The organism is Aromatoleum sp., from assembly GCF_035254505.1.
Classification (GTDB): domain Bacteria; phylum Pseudomonadota; class Gammaproteobacteria; order Burkholderiales; family Rhodocyclaceae; genus Aromatoleum.
The window spans coordinates 1-20,178 of record NZ_DATFAO010000002.1 but is presented as its reverse complement, the minus strand read 5'-3'; the positions used below and the strand labels follow the sequence as shown (position 1 = coordinate 20,178).

The following is a 20,178-nucleotide window of genomic DNA, read 5'->3' as shown; positions in this document are numbered from 1 at the left end:
CTTGGCCGATTCGACGAAGGCCGCGAGGCGCGAGGCTGGGGACGATGGATCGCGTCACGTTCATGTTCAAGCCTCTTGCAGGTGTTTCTTCAGGATCGTGGGAATGACGCCGCCATTACGCAGCAGCTCGACCTCAAGCTGGGTCTCGACCGCTACGATGCATTCGATGTCCTCCACTCCGCCGTCCTTTTTCAGGACGCGCACCGGCACGCGGGACCGTGGCGCGAGTCGGGTGGCAGAGACATCGACCTCGATGCGATCGCCCGGGAGCAGCTTCAGCGCGTTCGGGTGCGCCTCGGCAGGCAGGCGTAGCGGCAGGATGCCCATGCCGATGAGGTTCGAGCGGTGGATGCGTTCGAAGCTCGATGCAAGCACGGCTCGCACGCCGAGTAGTCGCTGCCCCTTTGCCGCCCAGTCGCGCGACGACCCGGTGCCGTAACGTTCGCCTGCAACCAACACCACCGATTGCCGCGCTTCTCGATAGCGACGGGCCGCTTCCCAGATCGGCAGCAGCTCGCCGCTCGGCACGTGCAAGGTGTGCGCAACCGGCGCGTCCGGCGCCAGCAGATTGACCAGCGACTTGCTGTGGAAAGCCGCGCGCAGCATCACTTCCCAGTTGCCGCGGCGCGACGCGAAGACGTTCAGGTCGCCGCGGTCCTCGCCGCGTTCAACAAGGTAATCGGCGACGAGGCTGTCCGGCGGGATCGCGCTCGCAGGCGAGATGTGGTCGGTGGTGATGTCATCGCCAAGCACCAGCAGCGGCCACGCGACGTAGTGCCCGAGCTGACTGCCCTCGCTCGCAGCGGCAAACGGCGGGCGGCGCAGCGCATTCGATGTCTCTTCCCATGGGTAGCGCGGCGACTCGGGCGCGGCGAGCTCGTGCCAGCCCGGATTGCGCGACGCCAGTTCGAAGGCACGGCGGTAATCGGAGCGGTCCGCGGCACGCTGCACGTGTTCTTCGATCTCTTCGCGTGTCGGCCACAACTCGTGCAGGAACACGGGCCGGCCTTCCGCATCGTGCTGCACCGGCTCGCGTGTCAGATCGCATTCGGCGTCGCCCGCCAGCGCGAAGGCGACGACCAGCGGCGGCGACATCAGGAAGCCCAGTTCCAGGTCGGGATGCACGCGGCCGGGGAAGTTGCGGTTGCCCGACAGCGCCGCGACCGGCTTGATGCAGCCAGCGGCCATCGCCTCGCGGACGACCTCGGGAAGCGCGCCCGAATTGCCGATGCAGGTGGCGCAGCCGAAGCCGACGATGTCGAAGCCGACCGCCGCCAGCGCGTCGCGCAGCCCGGCACGGACGAGGTAGGCCGCGGCCGCTGGCGAACCGGGGCTCAACGAAGTCTTCACCCACGCCGGCACCCGCAGCCCGCGACGTTGCGCATTGCGCGCGACGAGGCCGGCGGCGAGCAGCAGCCGCGGGTCCGAGGTGTTCGTGCAGCTCGTGATCGCGGCAATCGCGACCGGATGCCGGGGCATTGCGGCGTCGGGGCTCGTGGGGTCGAAACCGAGCGCCGAAAGCGTACGGCGTGCCTCGGACACCGGCAGCAGGTCCTGCGGCCGCCGGGGCCCTGCGATGTGCGTGCCGATCGTCGACAGATCGATCTCGATCGTGCGCGTATAGCGCGGCGCGGCCTCGGGGTCGAACCACAGGCCTACACGTTGCGTGTAGGCACGGACCAGCTCGACCTGCGACGCCGCACGTCCGGTCTCGGCGAGATAGTCGAGCGTGCGCTGATCGATCGGAAAGAAGCCGGTCGTCGCTCCATACTCCGGCGCCATGTTGGCGACCACCGCGCGCTCGGCCGCCGTGAGCGTCGCCACACCCGGCCCGAAGAACTCGACGAATTCGCCCGCGACACCGATCGCGCGCAGGCGCTGCGTCACCGTCAGTGCGAGGTCGGTTGCCAAAGCCCCCGCCTCCAGCGCACCGGTCAGACGCACGCCGATCACGTCGGGAATGCGCAGCATGATCGGCATGCCGAACATCACCGTCTGCGCCTCCAGCCCGCCGACGCCCCAGCCCAGCACGCCGATGCCGTTGATCATCGGCGTGTGGCTGTCGGTGCCGATCATCACGTCGGGAACGGCCCAGGTCGTGTCGCCGCGCTGCTGCCGCGTGACGACGGTCGCCAGTTGCTCGAGGTTGATCGTGTGCATGATCCCCGTGCCGGGCGGGTTGATGCGCACGCCCTTCAGCACGCTGCCCGCCCAGCGCAGGAAGCGATAGCGCTCCTCGTTGCGTCGCAGTTCATGCGCGAGGTTGATCTCGGGCGCGTCACTCCGTCCGTAGGCCTCCACCGCGAGCGAATGGTCGACCGAGACGTCCACCGGAAGCTGCGGGTTCAGCACCGTCGGGTCGACGCCGTGCTCGGCGAGCGTGTCGCGCATCGCGGCGATATCCACCAGGGCCGGCGTGCTCGTGGTGTCGTGCATCAGCACGCGGTCGGGCTGGAAAGCGATTTCCGCTTCACTCGTACCGCGCTTCAGCCACTCGAAGATCGCCTCGGCGGCAGCGCTTCGCTCCTCGCCCTCGGTATTGCGGATGACGTTTTCGAGCAGCAGCCGCAGCACGATCGGCAGCCGCTGTAACCGGTCGTCGAACAATGCGGGGAGATCGACGATCACCAGCCGTTCGTCGCCGAGCCGAAGTTCCTGGATCGAAATATCGGAGGGCATGGTTTCGTAAATGAATCGGAATTTGCAGGAGATCAGGCAGTGACGGCGCCGGAGGCTTTGTCCTTGGCCTCGCGGATCTGCATGACGAGTTGCAGAGCGGCGCGACCTGCGCCCGGATTCCGCAACGTCAGGCGGACAGCAATGCCGCCACCAACTCGCTCAAGTCGGCGAATTCGGGATGCCGCTTCTCCGCCTGCGGCCACGGCTTCTGCTCGCGATTGATCCACACCGCCTGCATGCCGGCGTCGCGCGCCCCGAGCACATCCAGCACCGCGTCGTCGCCCACGTGCAGCACTTCATGCGGCTGCGCGCCGACGGCTTCGGCCGCGACCCGGAAGATGCGGGGATCGGGCTTCGACACGCCCACCTTCAGCGCCGAGACGCTCGCCACGAAAAGCGGCGCCACTTCGAGGCGCGACACGTCGGCGTTTCCGTTGGAAATGCTCACCAGCGGATAACGCGCCGCCAGGAACTCCAGCGCGGGGAGCGCATCCGGATAGAAGCTCACCTTGTGGCGCTCGGCGAAGAAAACCTCGAACGCCACCCCCGCCAACTGCGGGTCCTCTCCCGCATTGGAGAGCGCCAGCCGGATCGACTCGCGGCGCAGCGCCGTCATGTCGTGCGCCAGATCCGGCCGCTCCCGCCCCACGGCGTCGCGAATCGCGCGCAGCGCCTGGGGACTTGCGTACATCGCAGCGGTCAATGGGGCGTTGCTTGCGAGCCATTCGTGGAGCACCTGCTCGGCACGGTCGATGATCGGCCAGACGGGCCACAGCGTGTCGTCCAGGTCCAGCGAGATCGCTTTGATTTGATCGAGCTTAAGCATGTGGGCGATATTACCCGATCGACAGGATCGCTGCCGTTCTGGGCGCGTCACCGGCAAGCCCTTGTGCGATCCGGCAGTCCCCCGCTCCCCGCTTACCACTTGTCATGACGATCGCGGCGTTCCTGCCGGTAGTTTGTCAGCTCCAAGCGGACGCCATCGGGATCGGCAAAGAACGTTGCCCAGTAGTCCGGCGCGTACTCGGCATAGAGCTTCGCCTCCGACGCGTCGACGCCGAGGGCACGAAGTTGATTCGCCGCCGTTACGACGTCCGCAACAGAGTCCACGCGAAGGCAAAAATGATGCAGCCCCGGTGCGTAGGAATCGTGGGCGGCCGAGCTTCGCGATGGACGCAGGACAAAGCCGAAATGCCGGTTGTAGTACTGGACGTGCGGATCGCCGCCAAGCGCAAACGTGTTCTTTCGGAAACCAAGCACTTCGATCAACACGCGATCGTAGAAGGCTTCGGAACGCTGAAGGTCCGACACCGTGATGTAGATGTGGTCGATTCCAGTCACTTCAGTCATGGTGTGAGATTCTCCGGCGCTGAGGGTCGTTGCGCCGATACTACAGTCGGAAGCGCCGATGCTTGCGATAAGTGCTGCTCGGCACAGGCGATGTGGAATGTGGCCGGGCCAGCCCGCGCAAGCACTGGCCACCGTCCAAACCAAGGCTCAGCGGCCCAGCGAATAGAACTCCGCGTTGGGTCGCATGCTAGTGACGTTCGCGAGGCGATTGGACATGCCGAAGAAGGCCGAAATGCCGGCGATGTCCCAAACGTCCTCTTCGGTAAATCCATGCGCCTTGAGCGCTTCAAAATCGGCCTCGCCCACCAGATGTGCCGACTGCGAAACCTTCATCGCGAAGTCCAGCATGGCCTTCTGACGGTCCGTGATATCGGCCTTGCGGTAGTTGGTCGCGACCTGATCGGCGATGAGCGGGTTCTTGGCGCGAATGCGCAGGATGGCGCCGTGCGCGACTACGCAATATTGGCACTGGTTGGCATTGCTCGTCGCCACGACGATCATTTCCCGCTCGGCCTTGGTCAGATTGCCAGGCTTGTCCATCAGGGCGTCGTGATAGGCAAAGAAGGCACGGAACTCGTCAGGACGGTGGGCGAGTGTCAGGAACACATTCGGAATGAAACCGGATTTCTCCTGTACGGCGAGGATCCGGGCGCGAATGTCTTCGGGCATGTCCTTCAGTTCCGGGACAGGGAAACGGCTGACTGCGGCTTGTGATGCTTGGGTCATGCTTCTCTCCTTCTAGTGGCAACACTGGCTGTGCAAAAAATCAGCCGACGCAACGGCGGCTCATCCGTGTCCATCATGCGTTCACGCTATCTGGACGGCCTATCGCGTCGACGGGAGGTTCGGCTTTTATCGCCATGGGTCGATATTAGACTGGTCGTCTCTAAAATACAAAACGCGCCAACCGATCGCAGAAGAACGGCGTACCATCGACCCCTTCTGCAACGCGGGGGCCGTATGCTGACTTTTCAACAATTCATCGGTTTTCTGCTCGCCGCGATCCTCATCACGGCGTCTCCGGGACCCGACAATCTGATGGTGCTCAGCATGGGGATTTCGAAGGGCCGCAGGCAGGGCATCGCCTTCGGCCTTGGCTGCGCGCTGGGCTGCCTGAGCCATACAGTGCTGGCGGTCGTCGGCGTGAGCGCGCTGATTGCCGCGTCGCCGACGGCGTTCACCTTGCTCAAGGTGTGCGGCGGTCTTTACCTGATCTGGCTGGGCGTGAACGCCCTACGCAGTTTGGGAGGCGCCCGCGTCGGGGCAGTGAAATCGGACGAGACATCGCTGTCGAAGCTGTTCCTCAAGGGCGTGTTCGCGAATGCGATCAATCCGAAAGTGGTGCTGTTCTTTCTGTCCTTCCTGCCGCAGTTCGTCATTCCCGCGAATGGCAATGTCGGCTTGCAGATGGCGCTGCTGGGCGTGACGTTCACCGTGCAGGCCGCAGTGCTGTTCGGCATGCTGGGCTATTTTTCCGGCGCGATCGGGCAGTGGCTCAATACCAAGCCGAAGGCGAGCGCCGTCCTCGACCGCGTCGCCGGGACCGTGTTCGTGGCGTTGGGCTTGCGGCTGATCGTTAACCGCTGATCGGCCGGGTCAACCCGCGTAATTCGCGGGGACGAAGACCTGTCCTTCCATGAGGCGACGAGCGCTGCGGCTCATCGTCGCCTTCTCGACCTTCCATTCACCCTGGATTTCCGACGCGGCGGCGCCGACGGTCATTGTTCCGGAGGGGTGGCCGAAGCGCACTTCGTCCCGGCGTCCGCCCTCCCCTAGCAGCCGGGAAACGACGGTGCCGCGGATCGCGGCGGCGACTGCGATGGCCACAGCGCCGGTGCCCGTCATGGCGTGATGGAGTTTCCCCATCGAGAAGATGCGGGCGCAGAGGTCAATATCGTCGGCCTTCACCGCCTTCCCGCTGGAGGCGGTATACGCCGCCGGCGGCGCGACGAAGGCGAGCTTGGGCGTATGGGGGCGCTTCTCCGTCGCTTCCGTTGCGGTTCGGGCGAGGCCCATCGCGACAGTCGCATGGGCGCGAATGGCTTCGCAGCGCGCCAGCACGGTCTCGTCACGATTGATGTCGGGCTGAAGTTCGGTACCGCGGAAGCCAAGCGTCGCCGCATCGACGAAGATCGTCGGATTGCCGGCGTTGATCAGGGTCGCCTCGACCCGACCGACGCCCGGCACATCGACCATATCGATCATGCGGCCCGTCGGAAACATCGCGCCGCCCTCCCCGTCTTCGTTCGCGCCGGGGTCCAGGAATTCGAGCTTGATTTCGGCGGACGGGAAGGCGACGCCATCGAGCTCGAAGTCGCCGATTTCCAGCACTTCGCCGTGGGCCATCGGCACGTGCGCGATGATCTTCTTGCCGATATTGGCCTGCCAGATGCGGACGACGGCGACGCCCTCGCGCGGAGCGTCGACCAGGCCGCGCTGGATCGCGAAGGGACCGACGGCGGATGTGAGGTTGCCGCAGTTGCCGCTCCAGTCGATGACCGGCTTGTCGATCGAGACCGCGCCGAACAGGTAATCGACGTCGCAGTCCTCCCGGGTGCTGCGGCTGACGAGGACGACCTTGCTGGTGCTGGAGGTCGCGCCGCCCATGCCGTCGATGTGCTTCCCGTAAGGATCGGGACTGCCGACGACGCGCAGCAGCAGGGCGTCGCGCAGCGCCGGATCGGTGCGCGTTTCCGCGGGGAGATCGTCGGACGTGAAGAAGATGCCTTTGCTGGTGCCGCCCCGCATGTAGGTGGCGCGAATCGCGATCTGGCCGGAAATCTGGGTCATGAGTCTGCCTGGTGGAGATCGTGGGCGGCGATCACGGTACCGTCAGAGCGCTCTGGCCTCAAGAGGCGATGAGCTCGTTCATCGACTCACTCCAGCCAGCCCTGGCTTCGCATCCAACCCGCCAATTGAGCGGCGCGGGCGGCGTTCCCGCCGAGTTCCATACACAACGCCTCGTCGGCAGTCATCTGCGGTGCGCGGGCACGGAGGGCGCGCAGCAAGGGGGCGAGCTTCAGGCCGTTCAGGTGCCAGGTGCCGAGCGGGTTGTCGGGGGTGACGACGACTTCGTCTTCGACGATCCGCCCCTTGTTCACGACGGGCCGGCGCGCGATTTGCACTTCGTCCGGCGAGGTCGCGGCGTGGATCGGTTCGGCGTCGGGCCAGCTTCGCCGTGTCCGCCAGAAAGGGTGCTCGGACCATTGCGACTCCATCTGATAGAAATCGCGGCCGATGCGGGCGAAGCGGTAGAAGAGGTTTTCGATGCGCTCGCGGTGGAAGCGCTGGGCCAACGCCGCAGCAGCCGGTTGGTGCAGCAGGGTCGCGATCACGGCGGGGGCCTGCAGCGCGGACGAGAGCGCCTGGAAGATGCCGTTCCCCGACAAGGGGTCGACCGCCATCGCAGCGTCGCCCACACGAATCCAGTTGTCGCCGACAATGGCTTCCTGCAGCACGGGAGTACTCGTACGTGCATGCGGTTCGCCGATCGGCTCGGCGCCTTTCAGGAAGGGGCGCGCAGCTTCGATCGATTCGAAGCGCGCGCGGCAGAACTCGCCGAGCGCCTTCTTCGGTGGCAGTGCGGCGCTTGCAACGTCGAGGGTGATTTGCAGATAGCGGCGACCGTCGGCGAGCGCCGCCATCCACGCCCAACCGTCGGGGCAGCTCTCTACCGCCGAATGGGCGGCCCCGGCCGGCCCTTGCCAGTACTGCAGCAGGGAAACCGTCTCCGCACCGCGCACGCGCGCCTGCCCCGTGCTCGGCGCGGCACGGCCGCGCGCCTCGACGATGAAGCCGGCTTCCACGGTCTGCAGTGCGCCGCCGTGCTCCAGTTGTACGAGATGGCCATCGGGCGAGGATGCGCAGGAGACGATCCGGGCCGATAGGACGCGCACGCCGGCGTTCCGGGCATCTTCGAGGGCGGCGAGGTCGAAGCGCTGGCGATCGACAAGGCTTTCGGTATTGGCCTGCGACAGCACACCGTTCCACGTCACGCAGCGCGGTGAAGGCGGCGCGAAGCATTGCAGCGCCCGCGCGAAACCGGCATTACGCAGGGCCTCCAGGACGCGTACGGAAACGCCTTCCACCGCGGCAAAGCGGCGCGGCTCTCCGATCAGCATCACGTCCTCACCCGCGCGCCGTAGCCCCATTGCGACCGCGATGCCCGCGGGCCCCGCGCCGAGCACGAGGATGCGATTGGCGCTCATACAGGGGGACTTGACGAGAGGACGGGGGTGGGGACGATCATCGCTTGCTCGCACGCCGCGGCGCGGGATGAGCGGATTGTATGAGGCGTCGCGAATGCGAGTTAGCCCGGATCGGCAATTCCCTCCGCCGCGCGACGCCGCGCCCGTCCGCCTAATGGGCGCCGAGTACGCTGCTCCTGCACCCGGCGTTCCCGTGACGAATCAGGCAGAAAATCCGCCATCGATCAATAAACTGGCGCCGGTGATATAGGCGGCCTCGGGGCCGGCCAGATAAGCCGCGAAGCTCGCCACTTCCTCCACCGTGCCGTAGCGCGGCAGTGCCATCAGGCCCTTCAAGGTCTGCGCAAAATCCCCGCTGTCCGGATTCATTTCGGTGTCGATGGGGCCCGGCTGAATGTTATTGACGGTAATGCCGAGCGGACCGAGATCGCGCGCCAGCCCCTTCGTCAGACCGACGATGGCGGACTTGCTCATGGCGTACACCGAGCCCCCCTGGAAGGGCATGCGGTCGGCGTTGGTGCTGCCGATGGTGATGATTCGGCCACCCTTGTCCATGTGCTTGACCACCGCCTGCGAGGCGACGATCACGCTGCGCACATTCACGGCCAGGGTGCGATCAATGTCTTCGAGCGGGATCTCCGCTTCGGCGACATTGCCCAGCGCCAGCACGCCCGCGTTGTTCACCAGGATATCGATCTTGCCGTAGGTGTCGGCGGCCACCTGCACGGCGGCCTTGATCTGCGCGGCATCCGCACTGTCGGCCTTGATTGCAATGGCGCGACCGCCGGCGGCTTCGATCTCCTTGACGACTTCCTGCGCCTGATTAGCCGAGCTGGCGTAGGTCAACGCCACGGCGGCACCGTCACGAGCCAGCCGCTTGGCAATGGCAGCGCCAATGCCGCGCGAACCACCCTGAACGAAGGCGACCTTACCGGCCAGATGATTGACTTGAGCTTGTACGCTTTGAGCTTGCCTCGACATGACGTTTCTCCTTGAGGGGCTTGGCTTCGCAATATCGCTGCGCCATGGAGAGAACTATCCGCCGTTCATTGCATTGTGATAAGACACCAATCTGTTTATGCTTTTTAAACCAAAAGTTTTAAATGAACCGGCCAAAATGGTCCGGAAAAGCGCATGGAAACATTAGGAAGTATCGAATGCTTCGTTCGCAGCGCTGAAGCCGGAAGCTTCTCCGAAGCGGCACGGCGCCTGGGCTTGACCTCTGCCGCCGTAGGCAAGAACGTCGCGCGACTGGAGGCCAGCCTGGGCATACGTCTGTTCCAGCGCAGCACACGCAGCCTGCGACTGACCGAAGCGGGCACGCGCTTCCTGGCCGAGGTCAGCGGTAGCCTGGCGACCATACAGAACGCGGTCGCCAATCTCGCCGATGCCGAAGGACAAGCCGCGGGCACGCTCAAGGTCAGCATGGGCAACGCGTTCGGGCGCGAGCACATCCTGCCGCTGCTAAGCGACTTTCTCGCCCTGCACCCGGCCATCGTGCCCGACTGGCACTTCGAAAATCGCCAGGTCGATCTGATCGCCGAAGGCTTCGACGCCGCCATTGGCGGTGGCTTCGAGCTTCCACCCGGCGTCGTCGCCCGCGAACTGGCCCCGGCGCACGTCGTGCTGCTCGCCTCCAAGGCCTACCTCGCGGATCGACCGGAAATTACGCATCCGGAGCAACTCAAGCAGCACTCCGGCATTTTCATTCGCTCGCCGCAAACCGGGCGTATCCGCCCGTGGGCGCTGATCAACGGCAAGGACCCTCGCCGCAAGGAACAGATGCCGATAGACATGCAGATCCGCATGACGATGAGCGACCCCGCCGCTTCGCTCGAAGCGGCGGAGCAGGGCCTGGGCATCGCCGTCATTAGCATGCCCAACGCCCAGCCCTATCTCGCCTCCAAACGCCTCGTTCGCGTCCTGCCCGACTGGTATGCCGATGCTGGTGCCCTTTCGCTCTACTTTTCGGCGCAAAAGCTGCTGCCGGCCAAGACCCGCGCATTCATCGATTTCGTTGTGTCCTATTTCCGCAAGCACAGGATGGCACAGCGCTTCAGCGCGTATTAAAGCGCACTGGCATCTTGTAGTCGCCTTGAAGGACTGCTTTGCATTTATCGGCGGTAGGCGTCTTGAGCTGACCCAGGTGTCAACGACTCGGAAAGACACAGCAAAAACTTTTCTTTATGGCAGATCATTCCACATTGATGTGGCTGGCTGTCAGATCGATAGTATGTGAAGCAGAAGAAGGGCTTGGCTGCACGAGTATAATGAAGACACAATTCTCCTTGGCGAAGAGCCACCCGCATCGGCCGCTATTCTTCCATGAAGCCTCGGGTCAAGAAGTCTCCCTATTCCGCACAATGGCTGCTCTTGGCCATATCGCTGCTAATCATCGGGTGTGCGAATGGCTTCGATCTCTGGGTCGAGCGTGCGCGCACGGGCGATAGGGAGCAGAGTCGACTCCTGACGCAGACACGAGTAATCCAGGAGAATCTGGTCGCAAATCTGTCTTCGGTCAATTCCGTGCTCGAGGATCTCGCCAAGGAATGGTCAGAGCCCGGCGCCCAGGAGCGCGCGACTGGTCGCCTCAAAGTGCTTACCGACGCGATGCCCGGTGTCCGCACCCTCCGGATACTGGACAAGCAAGGCGTGAGCACTGCTTCCAACCGTCCCGAATTGATCGGCGCTAGCTTCGCCTATCGCGACTACTACAAGCGGCCTTTGCAGGTCGGCGACCCGGCGACCTTATTTGTCTTGCCGCCCGTCCAGAGCACGCTTGGCGTCTTCAGCGTGACTGTAGCCAAGATCATCCCAGGACCTGACGGTTCTTTCTCCGGCGTAGTCGTCGCCACACTCGATCCAGAATATTTCAAGACGTTGATGATCTCGGTGCTCTACGCAAATGACATGCTGAGCGCCATAGCGCACGAAGATGGCGTTCAGTTTTTGATGGTACCGGCAGCGGAAGCCCCACAAGGCAAGAATCTTGATCAACTGGAATCCTTCTTTACGCGCCACCGGGAAAGCGGTAGGGAGGTCAGTGCAATGACCGGTACGACAGACGCGACCGGCCGAGAGCTCATGATTGCTCTCAGCACCATTCAACCCCAAAACGTGAGGCAGGATCGTGCTCTGATCGTGGCCGTGGCGCGCGAACTGGATGCAATCTATGCGAGCTGGCGACAGGATGCCTACGAACAAGGCGGCCTGTTTGCGCTTTTCTCCATTGGCTCAGTCTTCGGGCTGTATGCCTTCCAGCGTCGGCAACGCGAGTTCGCGAAGAGAGAGGCCGAAGCGGCGGAAGCTCTGGCAGCCCATCAACGGTTCCTCACCAGCCTGACAGACAACCTTCCGAGCATGGTGGGCTACTGGAACAGCGAACTGCGCTGCCAGTTCGCCAACCGGGGATACTTGGAATGGTTCGGAAAGGCTCCAGAGGAAATGCGTGGAATTCGCATCCAGGATCTGATGGGCGAGTCCCTATTCCACAAGAACGAACCCTTCATCCGCGGCGCGCTTCGCGGCGAACGCCAGTGCTTCGAGCGCACGCTGACGAAGGCTGACGGGACCGTCGGCCATACCTGGGCCCAATACATCCCCGACGTCTCCACGGACGGTGGTGTACTCGGCTTTTATGTCCTGGTATCGGACATTACCGAACTCAAGCGGACGACGGCTGCGTTGGTCGAAAGCGAACGGAAACTGAGGACTATTGTCGAGACCGACCCCGAATGCGTGAAAGTGGTCGCTCCGGACGGGACCTTAATGCAGATGAACCGAGCCGGACTTGAAATGATTGAGGCCAGTTCTGAGGATCAAGTTGTTGGGCAGGATGTAACTCGACTGATCGCCCCCGAATACCGCGAGTCCTTCATCGACCTTAACAAGCGAGTCTGCTCAGGAGAGTCCGGATCTCTCGAATTCGAGATCGTGGGGTTAAAGGGGCGCCGACTTTGGGTGGATACTCATGCCGCGCCGTTGCGGGACCACGATGGACATATCAAAGGGCAACTTGCGGTCACCCGAGACATCACTGCCCAAAAGAACGCGGAGCAGGAGCTCAAGCGCCTGGCCGAGACGGACGCTTTGACCAATGTGGCAAATCGCCGGCACTTCACGGTGCTGGCGGAACTCGAATTTTCCCGTGCACAGCGATATGGAGGCCCCCTCTCCGTGCTGATGGTGGATATCGATCACTTCAAGAAAGTGAACGACACCCACGGCCATCGAACCGGGGATCTCGTGCTGCAGAATTTCGCAGAGCTGAGCCAGAAGGAGCTTCGCGCCGTCGATATCATCGGCCGGGTCGGCGGCGAGGAATTCGCGGTCATCCTGCCTGAAACGTCTTGTGAGCAAGCGGAGGATGTGGCTGAGCGCCTACGTCACGCGGTCTCCGTTGCTGAAACCTCTTCGGATACGGGAACGATCGTCCCCATTACTATTTCCGTCGGCATTGCCTGTCTTTCGACTGATACCCCGGACCTCGAGACGCTGCTGTCTCGAGCGGATCGGGCTTTGTATGCAGCCAAGACGAGCGGTCGCAATAGAACGCATTGCTACGACCGACAGCCTCAATCCAACGATGAAATTCGTGATCTGAAGGTATCTTCATAAAGCGTGACCGCCGCCGCGGCTTGTCGATCGCCGACAGAATCGTCGAACTGAACGGGGCGCAGGGCAGCGATCCGGTCGCGGCGCTGGCCGGCAGCCCCCCGAAGCCGTCGGTGAGCGACGGAGCATCGGCGGCCAACAGGACGGCATGGCTTAGCACGGTCGGCACCAGCACCGAGGAAAACAAGCTCATCGCCAGACTGCCCAGGCAGGTGAGTCGGTCAGCCCATGTCTGGTCCGCCACGACGAAGCGACCGAGCAGGCCGACCGGTACGAGGCAGGAGGAAAGCGCCAGAGCGCGCGGCGCACGCGGCTGGGAGAGCGCGCACTCGAACGGCGCCCCTTCGGCAAGTATCTGAACGACTGTGTCCTGACTCGTCCTACTTCAATCCCTCGAGCATGACCTCGTGGGTCATCTTCTTTTCGTCATATTTGACGCTATACAGCGACGGAAAGACATCGGTCTTCGCGCCCACCTTCGAATAACCCGCAGGCCGGGGCACGGAGGCTACGTAGGACTGCTTCGATTTGAGGAATTCGAGCGACGCCATCGGTTCGATGAAGATGAATCGCTGCTTGTAATAGCCGTAGACCAAGGTCGCCGTGAAGCCTTGACCCTGGAATTCCGGCGCCTTGGGATCGACCGCATGCACCCCCATTTGCGGCACGGCTGTGCCCGGCGGCACGACATAGCCTGCCGCCATGAGCTCCGGCGGCGGCTGCTGATTGGCATCGCCCGATTCCTGCGGGCTGGCGAAGGCAATTTGCTGTTGCTCCGCATGGCTGACGAAGTAGAAATGGAAATCGAAATGCGGGACATCGTAGACATGGGGCGGCGGATGACCCGCTGCCTCCCAATTGATCACGACATGATCGACCAAGGTCGGCGGGCCGTCGGAAGGCATCGGCAGAAGGTAGGCGAAATTGGGATGGGCTCCGGCGTCAGGCTTCGGCAATCCCTCGAGCGCGGCGGCGCCAAAGACGACACCGATCGAAGCCACCCTGCCCTCCGCATCGGTGCGGACGACGGTGCGGGCGTCGCCTTGGCCGATCCGCACGGGCGGGCCTTCAAAGGCCGCTGCCTTCATCTGCGCGATCGCCGACGGCGAGAGCAGTGCGGCGACGGTCGCCCCCATGGCAATCATCGGCAGCTGCCAGATTTGTGCACGAGTCCGAATCATGATCGCACCCCTTGTTTTCCCACCCCGGCGTTTCAATCTAGCCCATGGCGCAAAGACTTCAACGCTGCTCGGCGAGCGGCACGCGGGATTCGGGACTCCCGATTGCTCGGCTTCTCCGACGTCCGTCTGGGAGGGAAGCATGGAAGCAGTCATTCTTGCTCTCGGCAGCATCAACGCCGATTTCCAGGTCCGCATCGACAAGCCGGCGGGTTCGGCCGGATTGGCGCTCGCCCACGATTTCCGTCGGCTCGGAGGCGGCAAGGCGGCGAATGTAGCCTTCCTTGCGCGACGGCTCGGACGCGCCGCGCGGCTCTTCGGCCGGGTTGGCGATGACGACCTGGCGGCGCAGGCGCTAACGCCGCTGCGGGAGGTCGGCGTCGATCTATCTGAAGTTTGTCGCGCCGGAGGCCAGACCGGGTTCGCGATGGTCCTGGTGCCGCGGTCCGGAAAGAAGAACATCGTGGTCGCGGCCAATGCCAACGACGAGTGGTCGGACGAAGAGATCGGCAAGGTTTGCCACGGCATTGAGTTGGCGCCGGCGGGCAGCGTGCTCGTCTGCAACTGCGAAATTCCTGCCCGTGTCGTCAAGGCGGCGGCGGGCTGTGCGCGGCGGCATGGCATGCATGTCGTGCTCGACCCGACCTTCCCGGACCGGGTCGATGATGAATTGCTGGCGATGGCCGACGTGATCACGCCCAACGAAGAAGAGGCGCATCAATTGGCCGGCGCGGGCGCGATCTGCGACATCGCGAGGGCGCTCGCAGCGCGGGGGCCGCGGGTCGTCTGCATCAAGCTGGACGGTGGCGGCTGCCTTCTCCTGGTGGGTAAGCAGGAGCAGCGCGTTGCGTCCGTCGACGTGGAAGTGGTCGATACGACGGGCGCCGGAGACGCCTTTACCGGCGCGTTCGCGGTCGCGTTGCTGGAAGGCCGGGCCCCCCCGGAAGCGGCGCGCTTTGCAGTGGCCGCCAGTACGGCGGCGGTGATGGCGTATGGAGCTCAGCCTTCCTACCCGGACCGCAGCGCGGTCATGGCGCTGATGCCCGGGGAGGAAGAGCGCTCTTCACGTTGAGCGGCTCAGTGCAGGATGGTCCGCTCGCTCTCGGCTTGGCGTGTCGCGTGCGCGTCGCGCGCCGGCATTCCGGTCTCGAGGAAGGACTTCACCCGCATCAGGTCTTCGTCCAGCTGTGTCTTGGCGTCCCGTCCAAAGAGCCGGGCGACCGCATGACCGGCAATCCCGGCCTTCGGCGTGTAGCTCATGGACACGCGCAGACGCGTTCCGGATCCGTCGGGCTCGAAGTCGATGCTCCCCTCGCTTTCGACCGCGGCCCCGGGCAGGGTGCGCCAGACGAGGCGGCGGTTCTCGTCGCGCTCGACGATCTCGGCGTCCCATTCGACCGGGCGCAGCGGGCCGGCGACTTTCCAGTGCCAGCGGTTGGCGCCGGTCATCTGCACGGCCTCGACGTTACGCATGAACTGCGGGAAGTTTTCGGGGTGGCTCCAGAAGTCGAATACTTGCTCGGGCGGCGCGGCGATGAAGAGCTCCTTGTCGAGATGCACGCTGCGCGTTCCGCGCCGTCCGGCGATTTCGCCCAGGCGCTGGTTGGTGACGGAACGCGCGACCAGGGCACCCCCCGCGAGCGTGCCGAGGGCACCGATCGCCCGGCCGCGCGACAGGCTCAGCAGGGCCGTGAGAATTCCGGCACCTCCCGCCAGCATGCGCAGCGACGGCGGCCAGTTCTCAGGTACGCGCGACCTGTGTCGGCCGGTTTCCACCCCTTGCAGCGCGGCAATGTTGCCCGGCTCGTCATGGACGTCGAGGCGGTCGTCGACTTTCGTGACGCCGCGCACGCTCCACACCGCTCCCATCAGCTTCCCCACCTCGTCGGCGAGGATCGGCCCTTCGAGCACGACCGTGCCGTCATCGCTCGCCAGCACGTGGATTCCATGCGGATTCGACACGGCGCGGCCGATGCGGGCACGCACCCGCCCTTCCAGTCGGGGAATGGAAAGATCGTGGTCTGCCGTCATGCGCGAGCGGACGCGAGCGGCAAGACCACGACTGCGATTGACGCCGTCCCGCCATGCCACTTCGGCCACGCGTCCGACCTGCGTGCCGCCGCTGCGCAGTTTGTCCGTCACGAGCGCGCGCCGCCGTCGCCCGGCCTGCGGGTCCAGCAGATACATTGCCAGCATGCTCAGACCCGCGACGCCGAGTGCGGTCATCGCTCCGTGCCTGCCACCCATCACCTCTCGTTTCATGGCACACCTCCTTGCGTCGCTCAGGTAAAGATTTCATCGACTTGCAAGTTCTCGCCCGCAGCGCGGTCGAGCAGGTCGCGAACCTCGTGGTCCTCGACCTGCGGAAAATTGCGGTACCACCGCGCAAGCTCGCGGAACGGGACCGGCATCTCCATGCAGACCACTTCGTCCGCGTCGCCCGACAACCCGATGCAGCCGTAGCCGGTGCCGATCGGCACGGCGACGACAATCCGGTGGGCGCCGGCATGGCGCAGGCCGGCGACGGCGGCGCGCATCGTGATGCCGCTGGCGAGCCCGTCGTCGACGACGATCGCGGTGCAGCCTTTTACATTGAGTGGAGCGCGGCCGCCGCGGTAAGCCCGGGTGCGTCGCGCCAGTTCTTCGGATTCCAGAAGGGCGGCGCGATCGATGTCCTCCGGCGGAATCGCCCACCGGTCGACCAAACGGTGATTGAGTACGAGCACGCCGCCGCTCGCAATCGCCGCCATCGCGAGTTCGGGGTGCCTCGCTACGCCGAGTTTGCGGACGACATGGACATCGAGCGGCACCTGCAGCCGCTGCGCGACCTGAAATGCGACGGGCACGCCGCCGCGGGGCAGGCCCAGAACACGGACATCCGGCCGACCCGCATAAGACAGCAGCCGCTCTCCGAGCCGGCGTCCGGCCTCGCGGCGATCGAAAAACCGTTCATGCATCCGTTTCTCCTCTTGCTGCCGAATGGGCGGCCGGGACTGAAGCGGCGTGCAAACGGTGTGCCCGGGTCTCCTCGCTAGTTGCGGCACTCCACGGCGTCCCGCCGGCCGAACCCGAGGGAGTTGTCGATGAAGAACAGGCGTTCGGGTTCGAAGCGATACCAGCGGACCTTCGCGAGCGCCTTGACGATCGCGGCGGGCGCCTGGGCGAGCTTGCCGACGACGGGGTACTTTGCGCCGTAGAGTTCGCGCACACGCCGCTCCTCGTCGCCGCCGATCTCGACCGCGAGGCCTTCGGCCTGGATGCCCTTGATCTGCGGCCAGTCGGCGCAATCCTCCTGGATCGTGATCGCGATGCGGCCATCGCGCGCGATGTTGCGGCTGTGACGGGTGGTCGGGGCGGAGAGGAAGTAGAGCCGCAGGCCGTCGTTCACATAGAACACGGTGGCCGCCCAAACGCCCTCCTCGCCCTGCGACGCGATGGTCATCGTATGGTGGGACTGCAGGTAGCCGAGAACGCGCGGGCGCAGTTCCTCGTCGGTCACGCCCCGTCTCCGACCTCGTCCTCATGCAGCCGCTTGAGCCGATAAGCGAGCTGCGGGCGCGTGAGTCCGAGCATGCGCGCCGCGGACGACAGATTGCCGCGCGCCTTGTCCATCGCCGATTCGAGCAGCATCGCCTCCAGTTCGTCGAGCGTCATTTCACCGCCGCACACCGCATCGCATAGCGCGCGGGCTGGCTTCGAGCCGCCCAAGTCGAGCTTGCCGTCGGGTGCGAGGCCCAGCTCCTCCACCGTCTCCTCGCCGCGCGACAGGAAGAGGTGGTCGATCTCGACCCGTCCCCCGTTCGGCGCGAGGATCACCCCACGCTCGACGGTGTTCTGCAACTCGCGGATGTTGCCCGGCCACGCGTAGCCGACGAGCGCCTTCTTCGCCTTGTCGGTGAAGCCGAGCAGCTTCTTGCCGTTGATCGCGGCGTACTTTTCGAGGAAGTGCTTCGCGAGCGGCGAGATGTCGTCGCGCCGTTCGCGCAGCGACGGGATGTTGATCTGGAAGGCGTTGAGGCGGTAGTAGAGGTCGGCGCGGAAGCGGCCTTCCTTGACGAGCTGGGCAAGGCCCGCGTTGGTTGCGGCAACGAGCCGGACGTTGATCTTGCGCACCTTGTCGTCGCCGAGGCGCTCGACTTCGCCTTCCTGCAGCACGCGCAGCAGCTTGCTTTGCGCGGTGAGCGGCAGATCGCCGATCTCGTCGAGGAAGAGCGTGCCGCCGTCGGCGCGCTCGAAGCGGCCCGCGCGCGACACTTGGGCCCCCGTATACGCGCCCTTCTCGACCCCGAAAAGCTCGGATTCGACGAGATCGTGCGGGATCGCCGCGCAATTGATCGCGACGAGCGGTTTGTCGCGACGGTTGCTCATCTCGTGCAGCGCCCGCGCGAAGAGCTCCTTGCCGACGCCCGTCTCACCCAGCAGCAGCACCGTGATCTGCCCGCCCGCCGCCTGCTTCAGGAGCTCCAACGCCTGCCGGAAGCCGGGCGAATTGCCGATCATGTCGGCCGGCAAGTTCTCCTTCTCGGCGATCGTCGAACGCAGCTGCGCGACCTGCGTCTGCAGCTCGATGAGTTGGTCGACGATGGGGTCCGGCGCGAAGTAGCGCATGTGCTCGTCGGCGTCGTCCCATTCCTCGACCGGCTTGCCGACGATGCGACAACTCTCGTCGCCCATGCCGGCGCATTCGACTTCCTTGTACAGGATCTGCCGTCCCATGAAGGCGGACGAGTAGCCGCAGGCATAGCCGATCTGCGTCCAGCACACGGGTTCGTGATGTTTGCCGAAGTGGCGCCGGTGCGACTGCCCTTCCCAGGAGTTGATCCAACGGAACTCGCAGTGAAAAGTGCCGGCCGCGCGATCGACTTCTACCCGTAGCGGGATCACGCCGACGATGCCCTCCAGGGAGTGCAGCTGCGGGCCGGTCATGAAGGCATCCGTTTCGCTCAGTTCGGGCATGCGCGTGCGCACCAGCTCCGCATCCCGCACGCCGGACGCATAGCCCATGCGCAGAAGCAGTCCGCGTGCGCGCGTCATGCCCAGCGTGTCGATCAGCTCCTTGCGAAGCGAGGACTGAGCCTCGGCGTGCACCAGCAGCATCCGGTGCTCGTGCAGCCAGATCTGGCCGGTATCGGCGCAGAAATGGACGCGTGCACGCAGGTCGTCCGCCTGAATACACGACTTTGTCTGGGCCCTGGTCATTGCCTGGTCCTCATGTGCTGTCTCCTCGTGGATCGTTCCTTCTACGCGCCGTCCCGCTCGGCCGTATTGACCCAAATCAAACGATTTGGACTCGTGCTTTTTACTTGCAATTCAAGGGGTCCTGGACCGAGTTCACCAAATGATCAAACGCCTGGTGAACACCCCCCGAAAGCTCATCAAATGATCAAGGGCGGGCTTTCGCCGAGAAGCCGAATTCCGCGCGGCGAAAGGGATTTCGCGCCCTCCTGGAAGAATTTTTTCTGCAACTGCGTCACGCGTTCCTCGCCATGCACAGCGGCCCTTGCGACACCACGAACAACCCGAACGGCATGACGCGTTATTGCACCGCGTCATAAGCAGCTGGCACAGCGGTTGCGATGGCTCTCCGGCAACCGGCCGCGAAATGCCGTCCGGCCAAATCCAAAAAACGACACAGCACGAGGGGACACAAACATGAAGTTTCCTGTTCCACACGACGTGAAGGGCAAGACGATCCCGGGGACCGAAGGCTGGGAGCGGATGTATCCGTACCAGTACCAGTTCGTCACCGACGACGCCGAGCGCAATCAGTACGAGAAGGAGACCTTCTGGTTCTACGACGGTCTGCACTATCCTGAGCCGCTGTATCCCTTCGACACCATTTGGGATGAGGCCTGGTACCTGGCGCTGTCCCAGTTCAACAACCGCATTTTCATGGTGCCACCGGTGCGCGGCGTGGACCATCGCATCATCAACGGCTACGTCTATATCTCGCCAGTGCCGGTAATGGACCCGGAGGAGATTGGCAGACGCGTCCCGAACTTCATGGAACGGGCCGGTTACTACTACAAGAACTGGAACGAGCTCGAAGCAAAGTGGGAAGAGAAGATGAAGCGGGTCATCAAGGAAGTCGAGGATCTGTCGATTCCGCGCCTGCCCGATCTCGAAGATATCAGCGTGGTGACCGACGG

At 64.3% G+C, this 20,178-nt stretch carries 16 protein-coding genes and 1 pseudogene; 5 read left to right on the top strand and 12 right to left on the bottom strand.

Going from position 1 to position 20,178, the window contains the following annotated elements; genetic code table 11:
- Positions 1-66: 66 nt before the first annotated feature.
- From acnA to VJ673_RS00120, 4 genes are all read right to left on the bottom strand, one after another.
- Entirely contained in the window at positions 67-2,679 is a 2,613-nt protein-coding gene (acnA, locus tag VJ673_RS00135; protein WP_324123972.1) for an aconitate hydratase AcnA, read from the bottom strand.
- A gap of 127 nt (positions 2,680-2,806) precedes the next feature.
- Positions 2,807-3,556, bottom strand: a complete 750-nt coding sequence (locus VJ673_RS00130; RefSeq protein WP_324124020.1) for an HAD family hydrolase — start codon at positions 3,554-3,556, stop codon at positions 2,807-2,809.
- A 41-nt stretch (positions 3,557-3,597) separates the two neighbouring features.
- Positions 3,598-4,029: a VOC family protein gene (locus VJ673_RS00125; RefSeq protein WP_324123971.1), complete on the bottom strand. Its 432-nt coding sequence runs from the start codon at positions 4,027-4,029 to the stop codon at positions 3,598-3,600.
- Between the two features lie 147 nt (positions 4,030-4,176).
- Complete coding sequence (locus VJ673_RS00120) at positions 4,177-4,755, bottom strand: peroxidase-related enzyme (RefSeq protein ID WP_324123969.1); 579 nt, start codon at positions 4,753-4,755, stop codon at positions 4,177-4,179.
- Positions 4,756-4,989: 234 nt separating this feature from the next.
- Here VJ673_RS00120 and VJ673_RS00115 point away from each other — a divergent pair, with 234 nt between their 5' ends.
- The gene (locus tag VJ673_RS00115) at positions 4,990-5,616 is read left to right on the top strand and encodes a LysE family translocator (protein WP_324124019.1); all 627 of its coding nucleotides are present in this window, start codon (positions 4,990-4,992) and stop codon (positions 5,614-5,616) included.
- A 9-nt stretch (positions 5,617-5,625) separates the two neighbouring features.
- Here VJ673_RS00115 and prpF read toward each other — a convergent pair whose 3' ends face one another.
- From prpF to VJ673_RS00100, 3 genes are all read right to left on the bottom strand, one after another.
- The gene (gene prpF / locus VJ673_RS00110; protein ID WP_324123968.1) at positions 5,626-6,819 is read right to left on the bottom strand and encodes a 2-methylaconitate cis-trans isomerase PrpF; all 1,194 of its coding nucleotides are present in this window, start codon (positions 6,817-6,819) and stop codon (positions 5,626-5,628) included.
- 86 nt (positions 6,820-6,905) lie between these two features.
- Positions 6,906-8,237 (bottom strand): flavin-dependent monooxygenase QhpG, encoded by a 1,332-nt coding sequence (gene qhpG, locus VJ673_RS00105; protein WP_324123967.1) that lies wholly within the window; start codon positions 8,235-8,237, stop codon positions 6,906-6,908.
- Positions 8,238-8,438: 201 nt separating this feature from the next.
- The gene (locus tag VJ673_RS00100) at positions 8,439-9,218 is read right to left on the bottom strand and encodes a 3-oxoacyl-ACP reductase family protein (RefSeq protein WP_324123966.1); all 780 of its coding nucleotides are present in this window, start codon (positions 9,216-9,218) and stop codon (positions 8,439-8,441) included.
- Between the two features lie 153 nt (positions 9,219-9,371).
- Between VJ673_RS00100 and VJ673_RS00095 the strand changes: the two genes are divergently transcribed.
- On the top strand, positions 9,372-10,307 hold the full coding sequence (locus VJ673_RS00095; RefSeq protein WP_324123965.1) for a LysR family transcriptional regulator: 936 nt from the start codon (positions 9,372-9,374) through the stop codon (positions 10,305-10,307).
- A gap of 255 nt (positions 10,308-10,562) precedes the next feature.
- Positions 10,563-12,854, top strand: a complete 2,292-nt coding sequence (locus VJ673_RS00090) for a diguanylate cyclase (protein WP_324123964.1) — start codon at positions 10,563-10,565, stop codon at positions 12,852-12,854.
- 377 nt (positions 12,855-13,231) lie between these two features.
- Here VJ673_RS00090 and VJ673_RS00085 read toward each other — a convergent pair whose 3' ends face one another.
- Positions 13,232-13,987 (bottom strand): DUF5602 domain-containing protein, encoded by a 756-nt coding sequence (locus VJ673_RS00085; RefSeq protein WP_324123962.1) that lies wholly within the window; start codon positions 13,985-13,987, stop codon positions 13,232-13,234.
- Between the two features lie 43 nt (positions 13,988-14,030).
- Here VJ673_RS00085 and VJ673_RS00080 point away from each other — a divergent pair, with 43 nt between their 5' ends.
- Entirely contained in the window at positions 14,031-15,101 is a 1,071-nt protein-coding gene (locus tag VJ673_RS00080; RefSeq protein WP_324123961.1) for a ribokinase, read from the top strand.
- A 5-nt stretch (positions 15,102-15,106) separates the two neighbouring features.
- Here VJ673_RS00080 and VJ673_RS00075 read toward each other — a convergent pair whose 3' ends face one another.
- From VJ673_RS00075 to VJ673_RS00060, 4 genes are all read right to left on the bottom strand, one after another.
- Positions 15,107-16,291, bottom strand: coding sequence for an SRPBCC family protein (locus VJ673_RS00075; RefSeq protein WP_324123960.1), 1,185 nt, complete (start codon positions 16,289-16,291; stop codon positions 15,107-15,109).
- Between the two features lie 20 nt (positions 16,292-16,311).
- Positions 16,312-16,986, bottom strand: coding sequence for a phosphoribosyltransferase (locus VJ673_RS00070; RefSeq protein WP_324123959.1), 675 nt, complete (start codon positions 16,984-16,986; stop codon positions 16,312-16,314).
- A 74-nt stretch (positions 16,987-17,060) separates the two neighbouring features.
- Positions 17,061-17,528, bottom strand: a complete 468-nt coding sequence (locus tag VJ673_RS00065) for a pyridoxamine 5'-phosphate oxidase family protein (RefSeq protein WP_324123958.1) — start codon at positions 17,526-17,528, stop codon at positions 17,061-17,063.
- Complete coding sequence (locus VJ673_RS00060) at positions 17,525-19,228, bottom strand: sigma-54-dependent Fis family transcriptional regulator (RefSeq protein WP_324123957.1); 1,704 nt, start codon at positions 19,226-19,228, stop codon at positions 17,525-17,527. The genes VJ673_RS00065 and VJ673_RS00060 overlap by 4 nt, the downstream gene beginning before the upstream one ends.
- Before the next feature lie 453 nt (positions 19,229-19,681).
- Here VJ673_RS00060 and VJ673_RS00055 point away from each other — a divergent pair.
- Positions 19,682-20,178, top strand: a pseudogene (locus tag VJ673_RS00055) (PEP-utilizing enzyme); the annotation flags it as partial.

Excerpts from the sequence above, each read along its gene's own strand:
- acnA (WP_324123972.1), bottom strand. The coding sequence starts at position 2,679 with ATGCCCTCCGATATTTCGATCCAGGAACTTCGGCTCGGCGACGAACGG.
- VJ673_RS00125 (WP_324123971.1), bottom strand. The coding sequence starts at position 4,029 with ATGACTGAAGTGACTGGAATCGACCACATCTACATCACGGTGTCGGAC.
- VJ673_RS00120 (WP_324123969.1), bottom strand. The coding sequence starts at position 4,755 with ATGACCCAAGCATCACAAGCCGCAGTCAGCCGTTTCCCTGTCCCGGAA.
- VJ673_RS00115 (WP_324124019.1), top strand. The coding sequence starts at position 4,990 with ATGCTGACTTTTCAACAATTCATCGGTTTTCTGCTCGCCGCGATCCTC.
- prpF (WP_324123968.1), bottom strand. The coding sequence starts at position 6,819 with ATGACCCAGATTTCCGGCCAGATCGCGATTCGCGCCACCTACATGCGG.
- qhpG (WP_324123967.1), bottom strand. The coding sequence starts at position 8,237 with ATGAGCGCCAATCGCATCCTCGTGCTCGGCGCGGGGCCCGCGGGCATC.
- VJ673_RS00100 (WP_324123966.1), bottom strand. The coding sequence starts at position 9,218 with ATGTCGAGGCAAGCTCAAAGCGTACAAGCTCAAGTCAATCATCTGGCC.
- VJ673_RS00095 (WP_324123965.1), top strand. The coding sequence starts at position 9,372 with ATGGAAACATTAGGAAGTATCGAATGCTTCGTTCGCAGCGCTGAAGCC.
- VJ673_RS00090 (WP_324123964.1), top strand. The coding sequence starts at position 10,563 with ATGAAGCCTCGGGTCAAGAAGTCTCCCTATTCCGCACAATGGCTGCTC.
- VJ673_RS00085 (WP_324123962.1), bottom strand. The coding sequence starts at position 13,987 with ATGGGGGCGACCGTCGCCGCACTGCTCTCGCCGTCGGCGATCGCGCAG.
- VJ673_RS00080 (WP_324123961.1), top strand. The coding sequence starts at position 14,031 with ATGATCGCACCCCTTGTTTTCCCACCCCGGCGTTTCAATCTAGCCCAT.
- VJ673_RS00075 (WP_324123960.1), bottom strand. The coding sequence starts at position 16,291 with ATGAAACGAGAGGTGATGGGTGGCAGGCACGGAGCGATGACCGCACTC.
- VJ673_RS00070 (WP_324123959.1), bottom strand. The coding sequence starts at position 16,986 with ATGCATGAACGGTTTTTCGATCGCCGCGAGGCCGGACGCCGGCTCGGA.
- VJ673_RS00060 (WP_324123957.1), bottom strand. The coding sequence starts at position 19,228 with ATGACCAGGGCCCAGACAAAGTCGTGTATTCAGGCGGACGACCTGCGT.